Annotated in this window: 20 protein-coding genes and 1 other RNA gene; 9 read left to right on the forward strand and 12 right to left on the reverse strand. The window is 44.1% G+C overall.

What is annotated here, in order from left to right; all coding sequences use genetic code 11:
- Positions 1 to 57 precede the first annotated feature (57 nt).
- The 7 genes from XPG1_RS14700 to XPG1_RS18585 form a co-directional block, all read right to left on the reverse strand.
- Entirely contained in the window at positions 58 to 1,224 is a 1,167-nt protein-coding gene (locus XPG1_RS14700; RefSeq protein WP_045959743.1) for an MFS transporter, read from the reverse strand.
- A gap of 110 nt (positions 1,225 to 1,334) precedes the next feature.
- Complete coding sequence (gene iolE / locus XPG1_RS14705; RefSeq protein WP_045959745.1) at positions 1,335 to 2,225, reverse strand: myo-inosose-2 dehydratase; 891 nt, start codon at positions 2,223 to 2,225, stop codon at positions 1,335 to 1,337.
- A gap of 10 nt (positions 2,226 to 2,235) precedes the next feature.
- Complete coding sequence (locus XPG1_RS14710; protein ID WP_045959746.1) at positions 2,236 to 2,550, reverse strand: 2-deoxy-5-keto-D-gluconate 6-phosphate aldolase domain-containing protein; 315 nt, start codon at positions 2,548 to 2,550, stop codon at positions 2,236 to 2,238.
- Positions 2,551 to 2,559: 9 nt separating this feature from the next.
- A complete protein-coding gene (locus tag XPG1_RS18580; protein ID WP_157879511.1) occupies positions 2,560 to 2,721 on the reverse strand; it encodes a hypothetical protein in 162 nt (53 codons plus the stop codon).
- Between the two features lie 130 nt (positions 2,722 to 2,851).
- Positions 2,852 to 4,567: a solute:sodium symporter family transporter gene (locus XPG1_RS14715; RefSeq protein ID WP_045959748.1), complete on the reverse strand. Its 1,716-nt coding sequence runs from the start codon at positions 4,565 to 4,567 to the stop codon at positions 2,852 to 2,854.
- Between the two features lie 23 nt (positions 4,568 to 4,590).
- Positions 4,591 to 5,577 carry an inositol 2-dehydrogenase gene (iolG, locus tag XPG1_RS14720; RefSeq protein WP_045959750.1) on the reverse strand — a complete coding sequence of 329 codons (987 nt, stop codon included), beginning with the start codon at positions 5,575 to 5,577 and terminating at the stop codon, positions 4,591 to 4,593.
- 643 nt (positions 5,578 to 6,220) lie between these two features.
- The gene (locus XPG1_RS18585; protein ID WP_157879512.1) at positions 6,221 to 6,361 is read right to left on the reverse strand and encodes a hypothetical protein; all 141 of its coding nucleotides are present in this window, start codon (positions 6,359 to 6,361) and stop codon (positions 6,221 to 6,223) included.
- Positions 6,362 to 6,411: 50 nt separating this feature from the next.
- Here XPG1_RS18585 and XPG1_RS14725 point away from each other — a divergent pair, with 50 nt between their 5' ends.
- From XPG1_RS14725 to XPG1_RS14745, 5 genes are all read left to right on the forward strand, one after another.
- On the forward strand, positions 6,412 to 6,630 hold the full coding sequence (locus XPG1_RS14725; RefSeq protein ID WP_045959751.1) for a hypothetical protein: 219 nt from the start codon (positions 6,412 to 6,414) through the stop codon (positions 6,628 to 6,630).
- 103 nt (positions 6,631 to 6,733) lie between these two features.
- A complete protein-coding gene (locus XPG1_RS14730; protein ID WP_045959752.1) occupies positions 6,734 to 7,039 on the forward strand; it encodes an ElaB/YgaM/YqjD family protein in 306 nt (101 codons plus the stop codon).
- A 1-nt stretch (position 7,040) separates the two neighbouring features.
- Complete coding sequence (locus XPG1_RS14735) at positions 7,041 to 7,442, forward strand: phage holin family protein (protein WP_045959754.1); 402 nt, start codon at positions 7,041 to 7,043, stop codon at positions 7,440 to 7,442.
- Positions 7,435 to 7,719: a YqjK-like family protein gene (locus tag XPG1_RS14740; protein ID WP_045959756.1), complete on the forward strand. Its 285-nt coding sequence runs from the start codon at positions 7,435 to 7,437 to the stop codon at positions 7,717 to 7,719. The genes XPG1_RS14735 and XPG1_RS14740 overlap by 8 nt, the downstream gene beginning before the upstream one ends.
- Positions 7,720 to 7,992: 273 nt before the next feature.
- A complete protein-coding gene (locus tag XPG1_RS14745) occupies positions 7,993 to 8,388 on the forward strand; it encodes a DoxX family protein (protein ID WP_045959757.1) in 396 nt (131 codons plus the stop codon).
- A 107-nt stretch (positions 8,389 to 8,495) separates the two neighbouring features.
- On the opposite strand, the gene XPG1_RS14750 is transcribed toward XPG1_RS14745, so the two are convergent.
- The 3 genes from XPG1_RS14750 to rsmI all read right to left on the reverse strand — a co-directional run bounded on the left by XPG1_RS14750 (position 8,496) and on the right by rsmI (position 11,095).
- Entirely contained in the window at positions 8,496 to 9,398 is a 903-nt protein-coding gene (locus XPG1_RS14750; protein ID WP_045959758.1) for a LysR family transcriptional regulator, read from the reverse strand.
- A 389-nt stretch (positions 9,399 to 9,787) separates the two neighbouring features.
- Positions 9,788 to 10,166: RNase P RNA component class A (gene rnpB, locus XPG1_RS17180), an RNA gene on the reverse strand.
- Between the two features lie 53 nt (positions 10,167 to 10,219).
- Positions 10,220 to 11,095 (reverse strand): 16S rRNA (cytidine(1402)-2'-O)-methyltransferase, encoded by an 876-nt coding sequence (rsmI, locus tag XPG1_RS14755; RefSeq protein WP_045959759.1) that lies wholly within the window; start codon positions 11,093 to 11,095, stop codon positions 10,220 to 10,222.
- A gap of 63 nt (positions 11,096 to 11,158) precedes the next feature.
- On the opposite strand from rsmI, the gene XPG1_RS14760 reads away from it, so the two are divergent.
- From XPG1_RS14760 to dolP, 4 genes are all read left to right on the forward strand, one after another.
- Positions 11,159 to 12,868, forward strand: coding sequence for a penicillin-binding protein activator (locus XPG1_RS14760; protein ID WP_045959760.1), 1,710 nt, complete (start codon positions 11,159 to 11,161; stop codon positions 12,866 to 12,868).
- Positions 12,869 to 12,936: 68 nt separating this feature from the next.
- Entirely contained in the window at positions 12,937 to 13,320 is a 384-nt protein-coding gene (locus XPG1_RS14765) for a YraN family protein (RefSeq protein WP_045959763.1), read from the forward strand.
- Between the two features lie 53 nt (positions 13,321 to 13,373).
- Positions 13,374 to 13,964 carry a DnaA initiator-associating protein DiaA gene (gene diaA, locus XPG1_RS14770; RefSeq protein WP_045959764.1) on the forward strand — a complete coding sequence of 197 codons (591 nt, stop codon included), beginning with the start codon at positions 13,374 to 13,376 and terminating at the stop codon, positions 13,962 to 13,964.
- Positions 13,965 to 13,975: 11 nt separating this feature from the next.
- Positions 13,976 to 14,551, forward strand: a complete 576-nt coding sequence (dolP, locus tag XPG1_RS14775; protein WP_045959766.1) for a division/outer membrane stress-associated lipid-binding lipoprotein — start codon at positions 13,976 to 13,978, stop codon at positions 14,549 to 14,551.
- Positions 14,552 to 14,649: 98 nt separating this feature from the next.
- Here dolP and mtgA read toward each other — a convergent pair whose 3' ends face one another.
- Entirely contained in the window at positions 14,650 to 15,366 is a 717-nt protein-coding gene (gene mtgA, locus XPG1_RS14780; protein ID WP_045959768.1) for a monofunctional biosynthetic peptidoglycan transglycosylase, read from the reverse strand.
- Positions 15,367 to 15,370: 4 nt separating this feature from the next.
- Positions 15,371 to 16,024: an isoprenoid biosynthesis glyoxalase ElbB gene (gene elbB / locus XPG1_RS14785; RefSeq protein ID WP_045959770.1), complete on the reverse strand. Its 654-nt coding sequence runs from the start codon at positions 16,022 to 16,024 to the stop codon at positions 15,371 to 15,373.
- Between the last annotated feature and the right edge of the window lie 200 nt (positions 16,025 to 16,224).

Genomic DNA, 16,224 nt, shown 5'->3' on the forward strand with positions numbered 1-16,224 from the left:
ATACCTCAGGCACTTTAGTTCCCTTCTTAAATAAGCTTCAGATTAAATAATAATATTTCAACTTGTTACTTTTGATCTTCGATAATCGAGCAACCCTAATAGTAAAGCTAACACCAAAGCAGCAGAAGAGAGTAATCCTCCGACTAAATTTGGTGATTCGTAGCCGTAATTCGCTGTGATTACGACACCGCCCAACCAAGCTCCTATCGCATTACCTAAATTAAATAATCCAATATTTACAGCAGATGCAAGATTAGGCGCACCAGCTTCTCTAGATTTATCCATCACTAAACGTTGAATGGGAGAGACGGTTGCGAAGCCAAAAGCAGCCATTAGAAAAATACTTAAGTAAGCAATGAATGGATTTTCGGCGTAAATCCAAAAAACAAATAATACGAAACCTTGTAACCCAAGAGTCCAATACAATAAAGGCATTAGCGCTTTATCCGCTAGTTTTCCACCGATGATATTGCCAAAAAAAAGACCTAAACCGAATATCAATAGCACCCATTTTATTGAATTCTCTGATAACCCGGTAATGTATGTCATCATCGGAGAAATATAAGTAATAGAAGTAAAGAAAGCAGCAGGCCCTAAAATAGTGATACCCATACAAATCAATACATTATAATTTTTAAAGGCCAGTAATTCTGTTTTTATATTTGTGTTGGTTTGTGATTGAGACCGAGGAATTAACTTTAAAATGCCTAATAATGCAACAAGTCCAATACCCGAAATCATAACGAACGTTATTCGCCAAGAAATCATTTGCCCTAACCAGGTTCCTAAAGGTATTCCTATTAAAGTAGAAAGCGTCATTCCGCTAAACATAAATGCAATTGCACTGGTTTTTTTATTTTGAGGAACAAGTTCAGCTGCAATGATAGAGCCTATTCCAATAAATGAACCATGAGTTAGAGATGTTATTACACGACCAGTAATCGCTAACCAAAATGTTGGTGCACACGCCGTTAATATATTTCCAACAATAAAGAATACCATTAATATGGAAAGCATTTTTTTTCTTTCTACACTTTTCCCTGCAATGATTAAAACCGGTGCGCCAATAAATACGCCCAAGGCATAACTTGTGGCCATATACCCCGCGGCAGGTATTGAAACCCTAAATTCAGTTGCTATTTCAGAAAGTAATCCTGAAATTACAAACTCTGTTGTACCAATTCCAAAAGTAGCTATAGCTAGTGCCCAAATCGCAGCTGGCATGAGAAAACCTCCATAAAACCGGTTGATAATCAATCCAATTTTGAGAAATGCTAAATTAACGCAATAAGTGAAACTATCACCTACCTCAAAGTCATTTTTTGGTGTCTACGTTAAATAAGTCCAGCCTCGCTGGCGAAACGATGTAGATTGTTGTATCCCAAAGTGGCGTAAGTCAGTGGATGAGCAACAGCGGGATTTTGTTCCGCTTCAACAACCAACCAGCCGTGATAATCGTTATCTCTCAATACATTGAAAATATCAGGATAATTGACGCAACCATCGCCCGGCACAGTAAAAACCCCATTCAGCACCGCATCAAGAAAACTGATTTTACGGTTTTTGACATCTCTCAGTACATCCTGACGGATATCTTTGCAATGGACGTGATTAATTCGTTTGCTCCAACGTGTTGCTACAGCCAGCGGATCATCTCCCGCAAAGGTTAAATGCCCTGTATCCAGTAGCAGGCCGACTTCTTCACCGGTGTTTTCCATCAGATGATTAATATCTTCAGCACTTTCAATCACAGTTCCCATATGATGGTGGTAGGCAATCTGAACCCCTTGAGACTGAGTATAACTGGCAAATTCTGTTAATTTTTTTCCATATTCCTGCCAGCGCTCTACCGGAAAAAGCGGTCGCGAATGCACAGGCTTACTCTGGTCACCATGTATACAATCTGTCACTTCAGCAAAGACCATCACCGTTGCTCCCAGTTCACGTAACAGCGTTAAATGTGGCTGCACTGCTGCAATTTCGTCTTCCACACTGCGTGTCAGCAAGTTTCCGGAATACCAGCCAGATACCAGTTTCAGATAATGGGAAGCCAAAATAGGCCCCAGGATATGCGATTGGCGAGGAAATTTATTACCCAGTTCAAAACCTGCGAACCCTGCCCGACGTCCTTCTGACAAACAGGTTTCCAAGGATGTTTCTGCGCCCAAAGAAGGCAGATCATCATTGGTCCATGTCAGAGGATTGATGCCAAGTTGAACTGTCATGATGCTTCTCCTATAATATAAGAATGTATTCTTCGTCTTGTTTTTCACGCTGACGCCAATCATTAATCAGGTTGTGGAAATTCGTTTTGATTTGCAGGATCAGTGCCCGATCATCAATTTCGTTAGCCAGCCATTTCAGTGATGCTTTACCAAATAGTGTGCGGCCAACCGCAAAACCTTTCACAATGGATTCCCCCTTTGCTGCAGCAAAACCGACCTTCAATACCTCTTTTGGAGCATCCAGCCCAAAAATCACAACGCCACGGCATCCCGGGTCGCATTGGATAATTAACTCTTCAGTATGATCCCATGTCTTAGCTTGCATAGGCGGCAGTCAACCATGACGCGCTGTGCCATAAGCCACGTTTACGGAAGAACCTCCCAGATATTTAGAAAAACTGGTCACCTCTTCCAGAGGAGATCCTATCTGCTGACTATATAAATCAACCGTAATACATCCCATACAGATAACATCAAACTTTTTATGTTGCTCCATCGCTCCGACTCTTACCTAATATGCATTTTGCAACTTATGTTGCTAACCCATGTATGTTGCTAACTGCAAGATCTAATTAATTTCAGTTACGTTAACCAACATCAATCAAGCCAATCCGAATTTCTTTCTATTATTTGAATTCCATTACGCTGGTTTTCTCGGCACTTTCACGATGAATGGGGCGCTTAGACAACACTTTACTCATTTGATAAACGACATATCCCAGAATTCCAGCAGCAAGCAAATAGTAGGGTGTCATCACATAGTCCGGCACATTTTGAGCCAGAAAGACATACATTGAGATAGCTGCCAGTGTAATTAACCACCCCATTGGTTTCACCATTGACCATGGGGTAATATCCACTTGTTTTGTATACACTTCTTTATAACTTTCCGCTGGGAAGAAATAACCAATTGTCAGCATAAAAATGACATTAAGCACAAATAAGATACCGACCAGATGGAAGAAATGGGTATTAATATGCAGGATAAAGTTACAGACTATATATGCCGACATACCAAATAACAGCCCCAGTTTTGCGGCAATCGGGGGAACACGTTTTGTTATTAATCCGACAAGTACGACGCTGAGAATGGGGGCATTGAAAATTCCCTGTAATTGCTGGATCAGGTAAAACAAACCATCGGGAGCATTAGCAACAAGCGGAGCAATCAGCATAGTTACCAATGCCAGAGCAATACCCAGATATTTACCGACAGCCACACTTCGCGCTTCACTGGCATCCGGATTAATTCGCTGTTTGTAAATATTGACAGTAAATAAAGTGACAGAGGAGTTCAACCCACCACTGAATGTAGAGAATACAGCCCCGACAACAACCGCAGCAAAAAAACCAACTAGTATTTTAGGCAGAACTAATTGGACTAAAGCAGGGTAGGCATTATCCGGATTATCTACTTGCCCATTGAAAATATGAAATGCAATAACACCGGGTAAAATGATAATGAAGGGAATAAGCAGTTTTAATATAGCGCATAGCATGACCCCCTTTTGCCCTTCCACTAGGTTCTTGGCGCCCAGTGATTTTTGTACGATGGATTGGTTAGTACACCAGAAGAACATATTGGAAATAATCAATCCTGTAAATAGGGTTGAAAATGGGACGAGTGAATCTTCACTGCCAATGGAATTGAATTTATCAGGATGAGCCTGATAAATGTCAGTCAGGCCTTTCCAGGCACTGCCATCCCCTACATACAGTAAGGCAAAAACCGTAACTATAACTCCACCAATAATTAACCCGATACCATTAATGGTGTCAGCAACAGCAATCGCTTTAATTCCACCAAAAATAGCGTAAATTGCGCCAAGCCCACCGACACCCCAAACCATAATCCATAATGCTGTTGTTTTATCGACATTAAATACCTGAGAAACCTGAAACAGACTTTCCAGTGCAATAGCACCAGTATATAAAACAATAGGCAATAACGAAATAACATACATTGCCAAAAATAAAATCGAAGTAATCAGCAGGGTATCTTTATCAAATCGCCGCTCTAAATATTCTGGAATAGTTGATATCCCCAATTTTAAATATTTTGGCAGAAAATAAATCGCAAACAGTACAATCGTTAAGACGGCTATCATTTCCCATGCTATAACAATAAAACCTGTTCTGAATGCCAGTCCGTTTAAACCAACCAGATGCTCTGTAGACAGATTCATTAATAACATGGAGCTACCGATATAAATACCGGTCAGAGAGCGGCCACCAAGAAAATAGCCCTCTATCGAATCAATTAGGTGTTTATTTCTTGTTTTATAATAAGCGACCCCAGCGACCAATAAGGTAAAACCAATGAATGAAAAAAAAACTGACATATTTCTCCTTACAGATCGACTGATTACAGTTTTATTTCTTTACCTATTTTTAAAGACTCAAGAGATTTATCGGCAAGGAATAATGCCTGTTCACCATCAAAACCAGTGGTCTCAGGAGTGGCTCTGCCTGCCATGACATCAACAAAATGGTTCCATTCCGCGATATAGGCTTCACGATAACGTTGCAGAAAGAAATGTTCAGGTTTAGCGGAAAGGCATCCGCTTTCTCCCCATAACTCCACATTGTTTTCCTTAATATTACCGGCAGTCAGTAAGCCTTTTTCACCATGCAGTTCAAGACGCTGATCATAGCCATACCCTGAACGGCGGCTGTTAGCGATGGTAGCCATTGCGCCCGAAGGGAATTTCATGACAATAAACGCGGTATCAATATCACCGGCTAAACCAATGGCAGGATCGACCAAATTGCTTCCTTGTGCATAAATAGTACACGGTTCTTCACCGATAATAAAACGAGCCATATCAAAATCATGAATAGTCATATCCCGAAATATGCCGCCAGAAACCTGAATATATTCAGCAGATGGCGGAGAAGGATCACGTGAGGTGATAATCAAAGATTCTGCATTACCAATTTTTCCGGCCTGAAACAGGTTTTTTAACCGACGGAACTGAGGGTCATAGCGGCGGTTGAAGCCGACAAACAGAGGAACCTGAGACGTTTTTACTACAGCAAGGCACTGACGTATCCGTTCAAGATTAAGGTGAACCGGTTTTTCACAAAAAATCATTTTATTGTGCCGTGCAGCCAGTTCGATCAAATCAGCATGCGTATCTGTTGCGGAAGCAATAAGTACACCATGAACATCCGGGTCAAACATGGCTTCTTCAGTTGTTTGTATTCTAGACTGGTATTTTTGTGCCAAAATTTGTGCATTTTCCTGATAAGGATCAATGACAGAATAAAGGCAAGTTTCTTTATGACTGGCAATACTCACCGCATGAATCTGCCCAATCCTACCAGCACCAAATAATGCAATATTAAGCATGAGTGTTCCTTGTCGTTCAGAAATGAAACTTCATATTAAAATATCAGAGCAATCACAAGAACACTCAAGTAAAGTACAAAGTTAATAATATTTAATTTGTTTAATATAGATATGTTTTTATTTTATTTCAATTAATCTATATATTTTTCGTAATAATAACGTGGGTGAAAAGTTCTTATGGTTACTTTAATTAAGATATATCTAATCTTTAGTCATTCGAAAAATGATACTAAGTTAAATTATTATTTCAATTTAAAATGATTTTTTTTAAGAGCCTTATCACATAAATTTAATTTCATGGTGATAAAACCCGACAATCCAAATTATCAAAATATTGGTTATTATAAAAAACACAATATATGAAACCAGGTCAAAATACAGAGGCATTTCCTCATAAAATAATAGAGTGGGTGATGGTGCCGAGATAATCATCGTCATTGTTTATGATGTAAAGAGAAAAATAAAAATAGCCCGTTTATTTTCCTTAAGTACCCCAAGGGCGCGAGCATACTTTGAATACATGGTTCTGTCGCATTAACAGTAAGCACACGATGAACTCACCTTGCTGAGTTGTTTTTATTCCAGCAGTGGGAACCCGGTTTTATTTGATACGAGGTTTCCGATGTCAACATTACGCTACACATCACGAGAACAGTAGCAACGAAAACACGTCACCGACTGGCAAGCCAGCGGCCTGACCCAAACACAATACGCGCGGCAGCATCAGCTCAGCCCCCTCTCCCGCTGATAACACAAGATCCGAATGAACTGCACCAACTGGCACAGGGATTTCATGCCAACTTAGTCAAAGAATGCGAAAAAAATCACGCTCTGATGCCGCGTATCCAGGAACTGGAAGCCACCCTGAAACCGTTGGCGGAAATCCTCCGTCAAGCCTTGTTACCGCAGCCGGTGTTACAGGCGGACGAAAATACCGATGCCGAACATGGGCAGCACTGCTATGCCTTGCAAGATGAGTTCACCGTGTGCTTACACCTTTTCGGCCACCACTCAACTCGCCTGCTCATCCACCTCACCGGCTTTATCGGTTAATTCTTCATCTATAATGACAATTTTTCATCAACCTCTCCTTTAAACTCTTTATAAAAGCGACTATGGTAAGAATTCATCTACTGTCTATTTCAGGAGATAAGTGATGCCACAGAAACGAAACGCTGAGGATTTACGAGCCGAATTACAGTCCCTTGCGGATACACTGGAAGAAGTTCTAAATGATTCTGGTGAGAAATCGAAGGCTGAACTGGAAAAATTACGGGGCAAAGCGGAAAAAATGCTGAAAGAAGCCCGTCATACGCTGAATGATGTCAACGATAAACTAGTCGATCACACGAAAGAAATTGCCTGCCGTACAGATAGTTATGTCCGTGATAATCCGTGGACAGGGATCGGTATCGGTGCCGTAGTTGGCGTTGTCTTAGGTATTCTGCTTTCAAGGCGCTGAAATGAGTCAATCCCCTCACGTCAAAGGTCCCGGAAAAGGGCTCTTTGAGACGGTACGGCGAGTCGCCGCAATTGTTGTTCGTATCGTCGAAACGCGAATCCAACTGATTGCAGTGGAATTGGAAGAGGGAGCCGCAGCACTGATTCAGCTCCTGCTACTGGTGGGATTGACATTATTATTTGCAGGCTTCGGCCTGATGAGCCTATTGATCGTGATATTCTGGGCCATCGAGCCAGCCTATCGCATCCCCGCAATGGCGATCACGGCCGGAACACTGTTGTTCCTTGCCATATTCAGTACAATATGGACGATAAGAACCGCCCGGAAGCTCTCCTTTCTTAACACAACCCAAGCGCAATTAGATATTGACCGTCAAATGCTGGAGGATGACCCCCATGAATAAATCGGGACTTCATCAGCGCAAGCAGCGGTTATTAAATAAGATCCAGCAACAACGGCAGTTACTCGCTACCTATGGCCAAAACTGGCTTGAAGTCACACAACCTTATGATAAAGGCTGGCAAACCCTCGTTAATGTCAAACCTTATCTCGCAATGGGTTCCGCTATGCTCTTCCTGTATGGCCTGCGCCACCCCAGGACATTTTATCGTGGGTTACGTCATATGAGCCGCATCCTGGGGATCGTAAAAGTAATACGGAACACGCTGTATAAAAATTAGGCCCAACCCCCATGTCATCATGTTCATGATGACATGGGGGTGAGTTGTCATCCTGTCGCCTGTTCAAATCCTTTTCTGTATTTCAGCCTGTTTTTTCAAAAAAATTGCATGAAATAGTTAATATTCCTTACTATCAACAAATAACACCTCTCTTTAGAATACCCACCATCAGATAATGATTAACAAATCGAGCCATTTCGCCCATGTTTCGGGTGCAAAAAATCGATACAGACAGCTTATTTATCGCTACCTGCGGTACTCTTGGAGATATTCATGAAAAAATTTGAAGATAGTGGCCTGTTGGTTGCCCGTATTTTAATATCCGTTCTTTTCATTATTGCCGGGTATGGGAAACTAGGTGAAGCTTACGCAGGAACGCAAGCGTTTATGGAGGCCATGAGGGTACCAGGCATTTTACTGCCGCTGACTATTTTGCTTGAACTTGGCGGTGGGATTGCGGTGATATTCGGCCTGTTAACCCGTACCACGGCTGTCTTTACTTTTATTTTTTGTATCTTGACCGCTGTTCTGTTCCACCATGATTTTTCAGATGACATGAACATGACGATGTTCCTGAAAAATTTCGCTATCGGGGCAGGTTATCTGTTGCTGGCGATGATGGGGCCGGGAAGATTCAGTCTTGACTATGTATTGAAGAAAAATTGGTAATTTCTCCCAACGATGTCAGACCCATCAACCGGAGCATTTATTGGCTGCTGTTTTCAATCAGCAGCCATATCAAATGACAAAAGCAGAACCCTCCGTCTGGCGGGCAATTAACGCTTCTGTTTCGCAAATAACTTCGGAATTTCACGTAAGCACCAGGACTTCGCTTCTCCCATACTATCGCGTCGCCAGGCCATGATCACGTTGGTCTCATGACTGTATTCCGAACCAATCACACGCAAACGACCTTCGGCAATATCGTGTTCCACCATCGGATAGGGGATCGTTGCCACACCCAGTCCCGCCAAAAGTGCCTGACGCTTATCTTCCAGTGAACTGACTGTCAGGCGGGATTGTTTATCCAGTAATTTAACCGTCAACACCGGACGTTCCCGTGCCGTATCTGCGACAGCAATCCCACGATATTTTACCCGTGTGGTATCAGACAAGGGTTCTGGTTCATAGTGGATCGGATGATCCGCGCTGGCAACGTAAACATTGTTGATAGAATACAGTGCCCGTGAATTCACTTCAGCCGAAGCCCGAAAGTGAAGATCAGGGGCAATCACAATATCCGCATGGCCGGTTTCCAAACGTTCCCAGGCACCTGCCAGCACTTCCGTCACTAACGAAAGTTGTGTATTTGATTTCATTGCCAATTTATCCACGAGAGGAAAAAGCGATGAAACGGGACACAATGCCTCACACACAATAGTCAGATGCGTTTCCCAGCCGCGGGCAAGCGCTTCCGCATCTGCCGTCAATTTATCGGCGGCATCAAGCAATAATCGCCCTCGTTCTAACAGCATCCGGCCAACATTAGTAAATTTTGTGCGATGACCCGAACGATCAAACAGTACAACATCCAGCTCTTCTTCCAGCTTCTGCATGGTATAACTCAGTGCTGAAGGTACCCGACCCAACTCATCTGCCGCCGCAGCGAAACTGCCCCGTCGATCTATCGCATCCATGACTCGCAGGGATTCTAAGGTAAGCGCGCGTTCTTTGCCCATAGGTTTCTCAATCAGGAATTTTGAATATTGCCACCAGATTAACTAGCTAATATTTTAACGTCCAGATAATTCAGATCGAGGATCATTAGCCCAAATCTTACCCGCATGTTGATGTCCTGAATATTATCCAGCAAGGCGCACTGCCCCTACGCGGCAAACAGGCCTATCTGCAATCCATGCGTGGAAACGCAACTATCCATGGCGGCACAAACAGAGACGTGAAAATTAAATGCGGGGATGGTGTCTTTATTCAGGAAGAGCCGGAGGTGATATGACAGGCAGAGACCCCTTTTCAGGGACTCTTTATTGATTTGGATGACTAATTCATGTTGCTCATCCGCCCCCAAACGAAATCAGCCCCATAAAGCTTGCGCTCTATGGGGCTAAATCTGTGAAGTTAACCGATAAGCCGGGTTCTGTCTTGGACAGCCATTCATCTAGGCCAGCACTTGCGCACTGGCTCAAGCAACCTACCCGGGTTCGATACGGGCCGTACCCTGTGAACCCCTATTTGGTCTTGCTCCGGGTGGAGTTTACCGTGCCACGGACTGTTACCAGCCGCGCGGTGCGCTCTTACCGCACCCTTTCACCCTTACCTGATCTCACTTTTTTGCAAAAATGAGCCATCGGCGGTTTGCTCTCTGTTGCACTAGTCGTAGGCTTTCGCCTCCCAGACGTTATCTGGCACCCTGCCCTGTGGAGCCCGGACTTTCCTCCCCTTTACCTCTCCCGAAAGAGCCGTAAAGCAGCGACTGCCTGGTCAACTCCGGCGCGGATTATAAGAGGTTTACTCGTCAATGTATAGGGGTTTTCACGCCCCTTTATTCAATTCCCGTCTGATTTTGATCAAGTGAATAGCGATACAACGCATTTTTCTTGACACCGTGGATCTCTGCTGCCAACGCCGCCGCTTTTTTCAAAGGAAGTTCTTTTTGCAGTAATGCCAGTGTCCGTATTGCTTCCGGCGGCAGGCTATCGTCCGCAGGTTTACGATACCCTTCCACAATCAAAACCATCTCACCCCGACGGCGAGTTTCATCTTCTCTGATCCAGGATAAAAGCTCACCCGCCGGCATTCCCTGAATCGATTCCCACGTTTTGGTCAATTCCCGGGCTAATACCACATAACGATCCGTTCCCCACACTTCCACAATATCCTCTAAACTGTCTAACAGACGATGTGTCGATTCGTAGAAAATGAGCGTTCGTGGCTCGTGTGCTAATTCACGCAAGGTATCCTGACGTCCTTTACTTTTGGCGGGTAAGAAACCTTCATAACAAAACCGATCTGAAGGCAAACCTGCCGCTGACAGCGCGGTAATCGCTGCACAAGGGCCAGGTAACGGAACCACATTGATACCCGTCTCACGACAACGGCGCACCAGGTGATAACCCGGATCGTTGATTAAAGGTGTACCCGCATCAGAGACCAATGCGATGCTGGCTCCCTGTTCAAGTTTGGCAATTAATTGATCTGCTTTCTGCTGTTCATTATGATCATGAAGTGCGAACATGCGCGCATTAATGGCAAAATGTTGAAGCAACAAGCCAGTGTGTCGCGTATCTTCGGCTGCAATCAGATCGACATGTTTAAGAACTTCAAGAGCACGCTGAGTCATATCACCCAAATTTCCAATGGGGGTTGGCACGACATACAGCGTGGATGTCGTAACCACTGCTCGATTGGTTTGATTCATTGTTTCATCCGAATGACCGATTTAAAATTGAGCATCTTTGAAAAAAACATCTCTGGATACAGTATGCTTCCCTCAATTTTTGTGCGTTTTAAAAATGGATTAGCTTATACAGCCCTGCTGTCGGCTATGATTATTGCAGGGTGTACCATGCCCGAACAGCAAGGGCAACCAACTTCTGGGCCTAAAGACAATATCAGTGCAGAGATTAACCGCTATCAGGCCATTATTGACGCAGCACACGATCAATCCGTCAATCCCCCACCATTGTTGGATAGTATCCGCGCCTATATCGCGTTGGAGCCTTACGCAACAGATGACGCGGCTCGTCAGAAAAACCTTGATGAAACCTGGCAATTACTGACACACCTTTCTCCGCAGCAAATGAACGAATTGGTGATTAATGCCAATGAATATACCTTGCAGGGTTGGCTTGATTTACTCAGTACCTATCAAACGAATAAACAGGATCTGGAGAAACTGCGTTCTGCTGTTCATGATTGGCAAATCCGTTATTCAGACAACCCGGCGGCACACCGTTTACCCTCTTCCTTGCAACAAATCCTGTTGCAAGAAACCAAAGACCACCCTGCCATCATCGGGTTATTTCTGCCGTTGGACGGTCAGGCCAAGGTTTTTGGTAACGCGATTCGTCAAGGTTTCCTTGATGCACAAAAAGGATTACCCGAACCCGTGTCACCTGAAAATGCCAACGCAGCAAATTCAGAGAACCTTGACGCTGTAACGACGATACCGGCACCTGAAGCCACGGACACTGCATCGACGGTGGATCAGACTGTAAAAGTTTATGACACCAGCAGCCAGCCACTCACCACACTGCTGGCACAAGCTCAACAAGAAGGGGTGACCCTGGTTGTCGGGCCTTTGCTGAAACCTAACGTCGAACAATTAGCTCAGATTGAGACGCCGTTGAATATTCTGGCACTCAATGAACCCGACGTGCCACAACCGCGGCCAAATATCTGTTACTTTTCACTCTCTCCTGAAGATGAAGCGAAAAATGCGGCAAAACATCTTTGGCAACAACAAAAACAAACACCTTTGGTGTTAATACCGCCCACAGAATTAGGGCACCGAATTGCAAAAGCCTTTGCCGAAGAGTGGCAGATATTGGGCGGGCAGACAGTACGCCAACAATCTTTTGGTACGCTGAGTGAAATGCGGCAGTCCATGAATCGTGGTATTGGCATTCGTTTGTCTGGTACACCAATGATTTCTCCCCGTTCAACCACAACGTCTGTGAATGCGCTTGATCCGGTCGATGCAGTTTACATTGTCGCAAACGCCGATGAACTGAGTCTCATCAAACCGATGATCGATATGGCCATCAGCTCCCGTCAAAAACCGGCGCTCTACGCGAATTCTCGCAGTAATACATCAGGCTCAGGCCCGGATTTCCGGCTGGAAATGGATGGGATGCAATTTAGTGATATTCCATTACTGACGGGGACTAATCCCCCTTTAATTCAGCAAGCGGCGAAAAAATTCACCAATGACTATTCCCTGATGCGTCTTTACGCAATGGGCATTGACGCCTGGTCACTGGCTAATCAATTTCCCCACCTGCGGCAGGCGGGATTCAATCTGAAAGGGGCATCAGGCGAACTTTCCGTCACAGATAACTGCACCATCTTGCGTCAGCTACCCTGGATGCGCTTCAATCAGGGTCGCATCGTGCTCGAAGATCGCACTGACGAGGTGAATACGCCAGACGATGTGCATAGCCCAGAAGATACAAGTTCGCAGACACAATAACGGCAAGGTACAAAAGCAGATAAAAACCCATCACTGCACATGATGGACAAGATTGAGGTCATTTCAGGATGAAAAAAACGACAAGTCATCGCTATGCGCTAGGACGCCATTATGAACAACAAGCTAAACTGTTTTTGCAAAAACAGGGGCTTGTCTTTGTTGCAGAAAATGTAAAAATTCGGGGCGGTGAAATCGATCTGATTATGCGTGATAGCGATACATGGATATTCGTTGAAGTTCGTTTCCGCCAGACTGCACAATATGGTGATGCCGTTGCTACAATTACTCAAAGCAAGTGCAGAAAACTTTTGCATACAGCAGCAGTCTGGCTGTACCGACGCAATGAATGCCTGGAAACAGCATCATGCCGCTTTGATATTTGTGCGATAACAGGACAAAAATTTGAATGGCTGCAAAACGCCTTCACCCTGAATCAGAACCTACTGCAATAGGTTCTTAATCTTCTCGTTAATTACATATATTCCAATATAAATAGGTCAAAAACGTGCTGGATAGAATTAAAGTCTGCTTCACAGAAAGTATTCAAACTCAGATCGCAGCAGCAGAAGCATTACCCGACGCAATCTCACGCGCCGCAATGATGATGGTTCAATCACTGCTAAACGGCAATAAAATTCTTTGCTGCGGTAATGGGGGTTCTGCCGCAACGGCACAGCGTTTTGCCGCCAGCATGATCAATCGTTTTGAAACTGATCGTCCAAGTCTACCCGCTCTGTCACTGAATACCGATAATGTCGTCATCACCGCCATTGCCAATAATAAACAGCCTGACGAAATCTACGCCAAACAGGTCAGAGCATTGGGGCATACCGGGGACGTGCTGCTTGCCATTTCCACACACGGAAACAGCCGGGATATTATCAAGGCTGTAGAAGCTGCGGTGACACGCGATATGACGATTGTCGCACTGACAGGTTACGATGGCGGGGAATTAGCGGGGTTACTTGGCCCTCAAGATGTTGAAATACGTATTCCTTCACATCACAGTATCAGGATCCAAGAAGTTCATATGTTGACAATCAACTGTCTGTGCGACTTAATCGACAATACATTATTCCCTCATCAGGATGAATAAGGAGTCCACTCATGCGGTTATTTTCTCTGTTATTGGTATGTTGCAGTGTCATGCTATTACAAGGATGTATTGGTGCGGCTGTCGTGGGGTCTGCGGCCATTGCCACAAAAGCGGGGGCAGATCCGCGGACAATCGGCCAACAAGTTGACGATACCACACTGGAAGCGCGTGTCAGCAACGCCATCAGTAAAGATCCACAAATTAAGGCTCAAGCTCGTGTGATCACCACGGTGTATCAAGGCAAGGTTCTTTTAACCGGCCAAAGCCCAAATATGGCGCTGGCTGAACGGGCAAAGCAGATTGCTGCGAAGATTGAAGGGACGGACGTGATTTATAATGAGATCCGTCAAGGCAACCCGGTTTCATTGGGCACAGCTTCCTCCGATGCCTGGTTAACCGCCAAGGTACGCTCCATAATTTTAGCCAGTGATTCAGTGAGATCGTCCAGCATCAAAGTGGTGACAGAAAATGGTGAAATCTTTTTATTGGGTGTCGTCACACGACAGGAAGGCGCTGATGCGGCGAAAATCGCCAGTGAAACCAGCGGCGTAAAACGTGTCACAACTGCATTTACCTATCTCAACTGAGAACAGACCAGCGCAATACTCGACTGACAACGATTAACAACCCTGAAAGCGGCCCAAACCAAGGCCGCTTTTTATTTTGCCTGGTGACCTGACGTTTCCTATCTCAAATCCTGTTGTTTTAAGTAATTTGCGCCTCCCATTAACTGCATTTGGCGCAAAATCCATTGTTGACGCTGTAAGACATATTTGGAGGGCGCATTCACACGGTAAAGACGGGGATTCGGCAGAACCGCCGCGAGCAATGCGGCTTCAGAAGAGGTCAATCGACTGGCCGATTTGCCAAAGTAGTGCTGAGCCGCTTCCTCAACACCAAAAATACCATGACCAAACTCAGCAATGTTGAGGTAGACCGTCAAAATACGCTTCTTTGACCACAGTAATTCCAGTCCCGCCGTCAGCCCCGCTTCCAATCCTTTTCTTAGCCAACTACGCCCTTCCCATAAAAATAAATTTTTGGCGGTTTGCTGAGAAATGGTCGATGCTCCCCGAATTCGCTGCTGATATTTTTTGTTATGTACCATCGCAGATTCGATAGCCTCAAAATCAAATCCCCAATGTTTTGGAAATTTTTGATCTTCCGCGGCAATGACCGCTAATGCCATATAAGGGGAGATTTGATTCTGATCAACCCATGACGAACGAGAAACATAAGAAAAATTAACCGAAATCAAAGCGCCAATTTGTCTCTCTACCATCAACATGGAAAATGGCACCGGCAAAAATGAAAAAGCGATGATCGCAACAAGCCACAGAATTGTGATCGATGCGACTATTTTTTTCAGGTAGCGCCACAATTTTGAAAAAGGATTTAGCATCCGATTACTCAATCATTTCCCATATTTTCCTGACCAACTTATCAATGCCTTTTTCTGCCTGAGACAAAGATTCCGCGAGCATATAAGCGGGTGTCGTTACAATTTTATTTTTAAAATCAACGACAATATCATCAACTGGACACTCAACGTGTATTCCCCCCATCCGCACGATCTGAGCCGCCGTTTCGGGATCATTTCCGATGGTGACTTTTATTGATTTACCTAATATTTTAGGGACCATCACCGGGGCTATACACATAAACCCCATTGGCTTACCTTTTTTATGCATCTCTTGCAATAACATTAATAACTCTTTATTAACTTCACAATCTGCCCCTTTGAATGCAAAATTACATAAGTTTTTGGCCACGCCAAAACCGCCAGGAATAATTAACGCATCCAGTTTATCTGTATCAAGGTTAGCTAAAGGCTGTATATTTCCACGTGTTATACGGGCAGATTCTTCCATTATGTGACGAACTTCTTGCTTTTCTTCGCCATTAAGATGATTTATAACATGATGTTGTCTATCATCAGGAGCAAAAAAAGACACTTCAGCGCCAAGACGGCTTAAAGAGAGCATAGTTAGGACTGATTCGTGAATTTCACTTCCATCGTATACTCCGCAACCACTGAATATGATGGCAACAGATTTCATATTTCTCTCCTTTTGTAGTAGATTAATGCTTAACCCCTTAGAGGGTTAAACACCAATCTTCATCACAGATTTTAATGAATCTTGTAACAAAAAATCTTATCTTTGCTATGTTGGTACTTGTGTTCCGTGTGAAATAATTCTTTAATGACTCGCATCGAAAACAAATCTTAGATAAGCGGGCAAACAAGTTTCCCTGGTGT

This window comes from Xenorhabdus poinarii G6 (genome assembly GCF_000968175.1).
GTDB lineage: Bacteria > Pseudomonadota > Gammaproteobacteria > Enterobacterales > Enterobacteriaceae > Xenorhabdus > Xenorhabdus poinarii.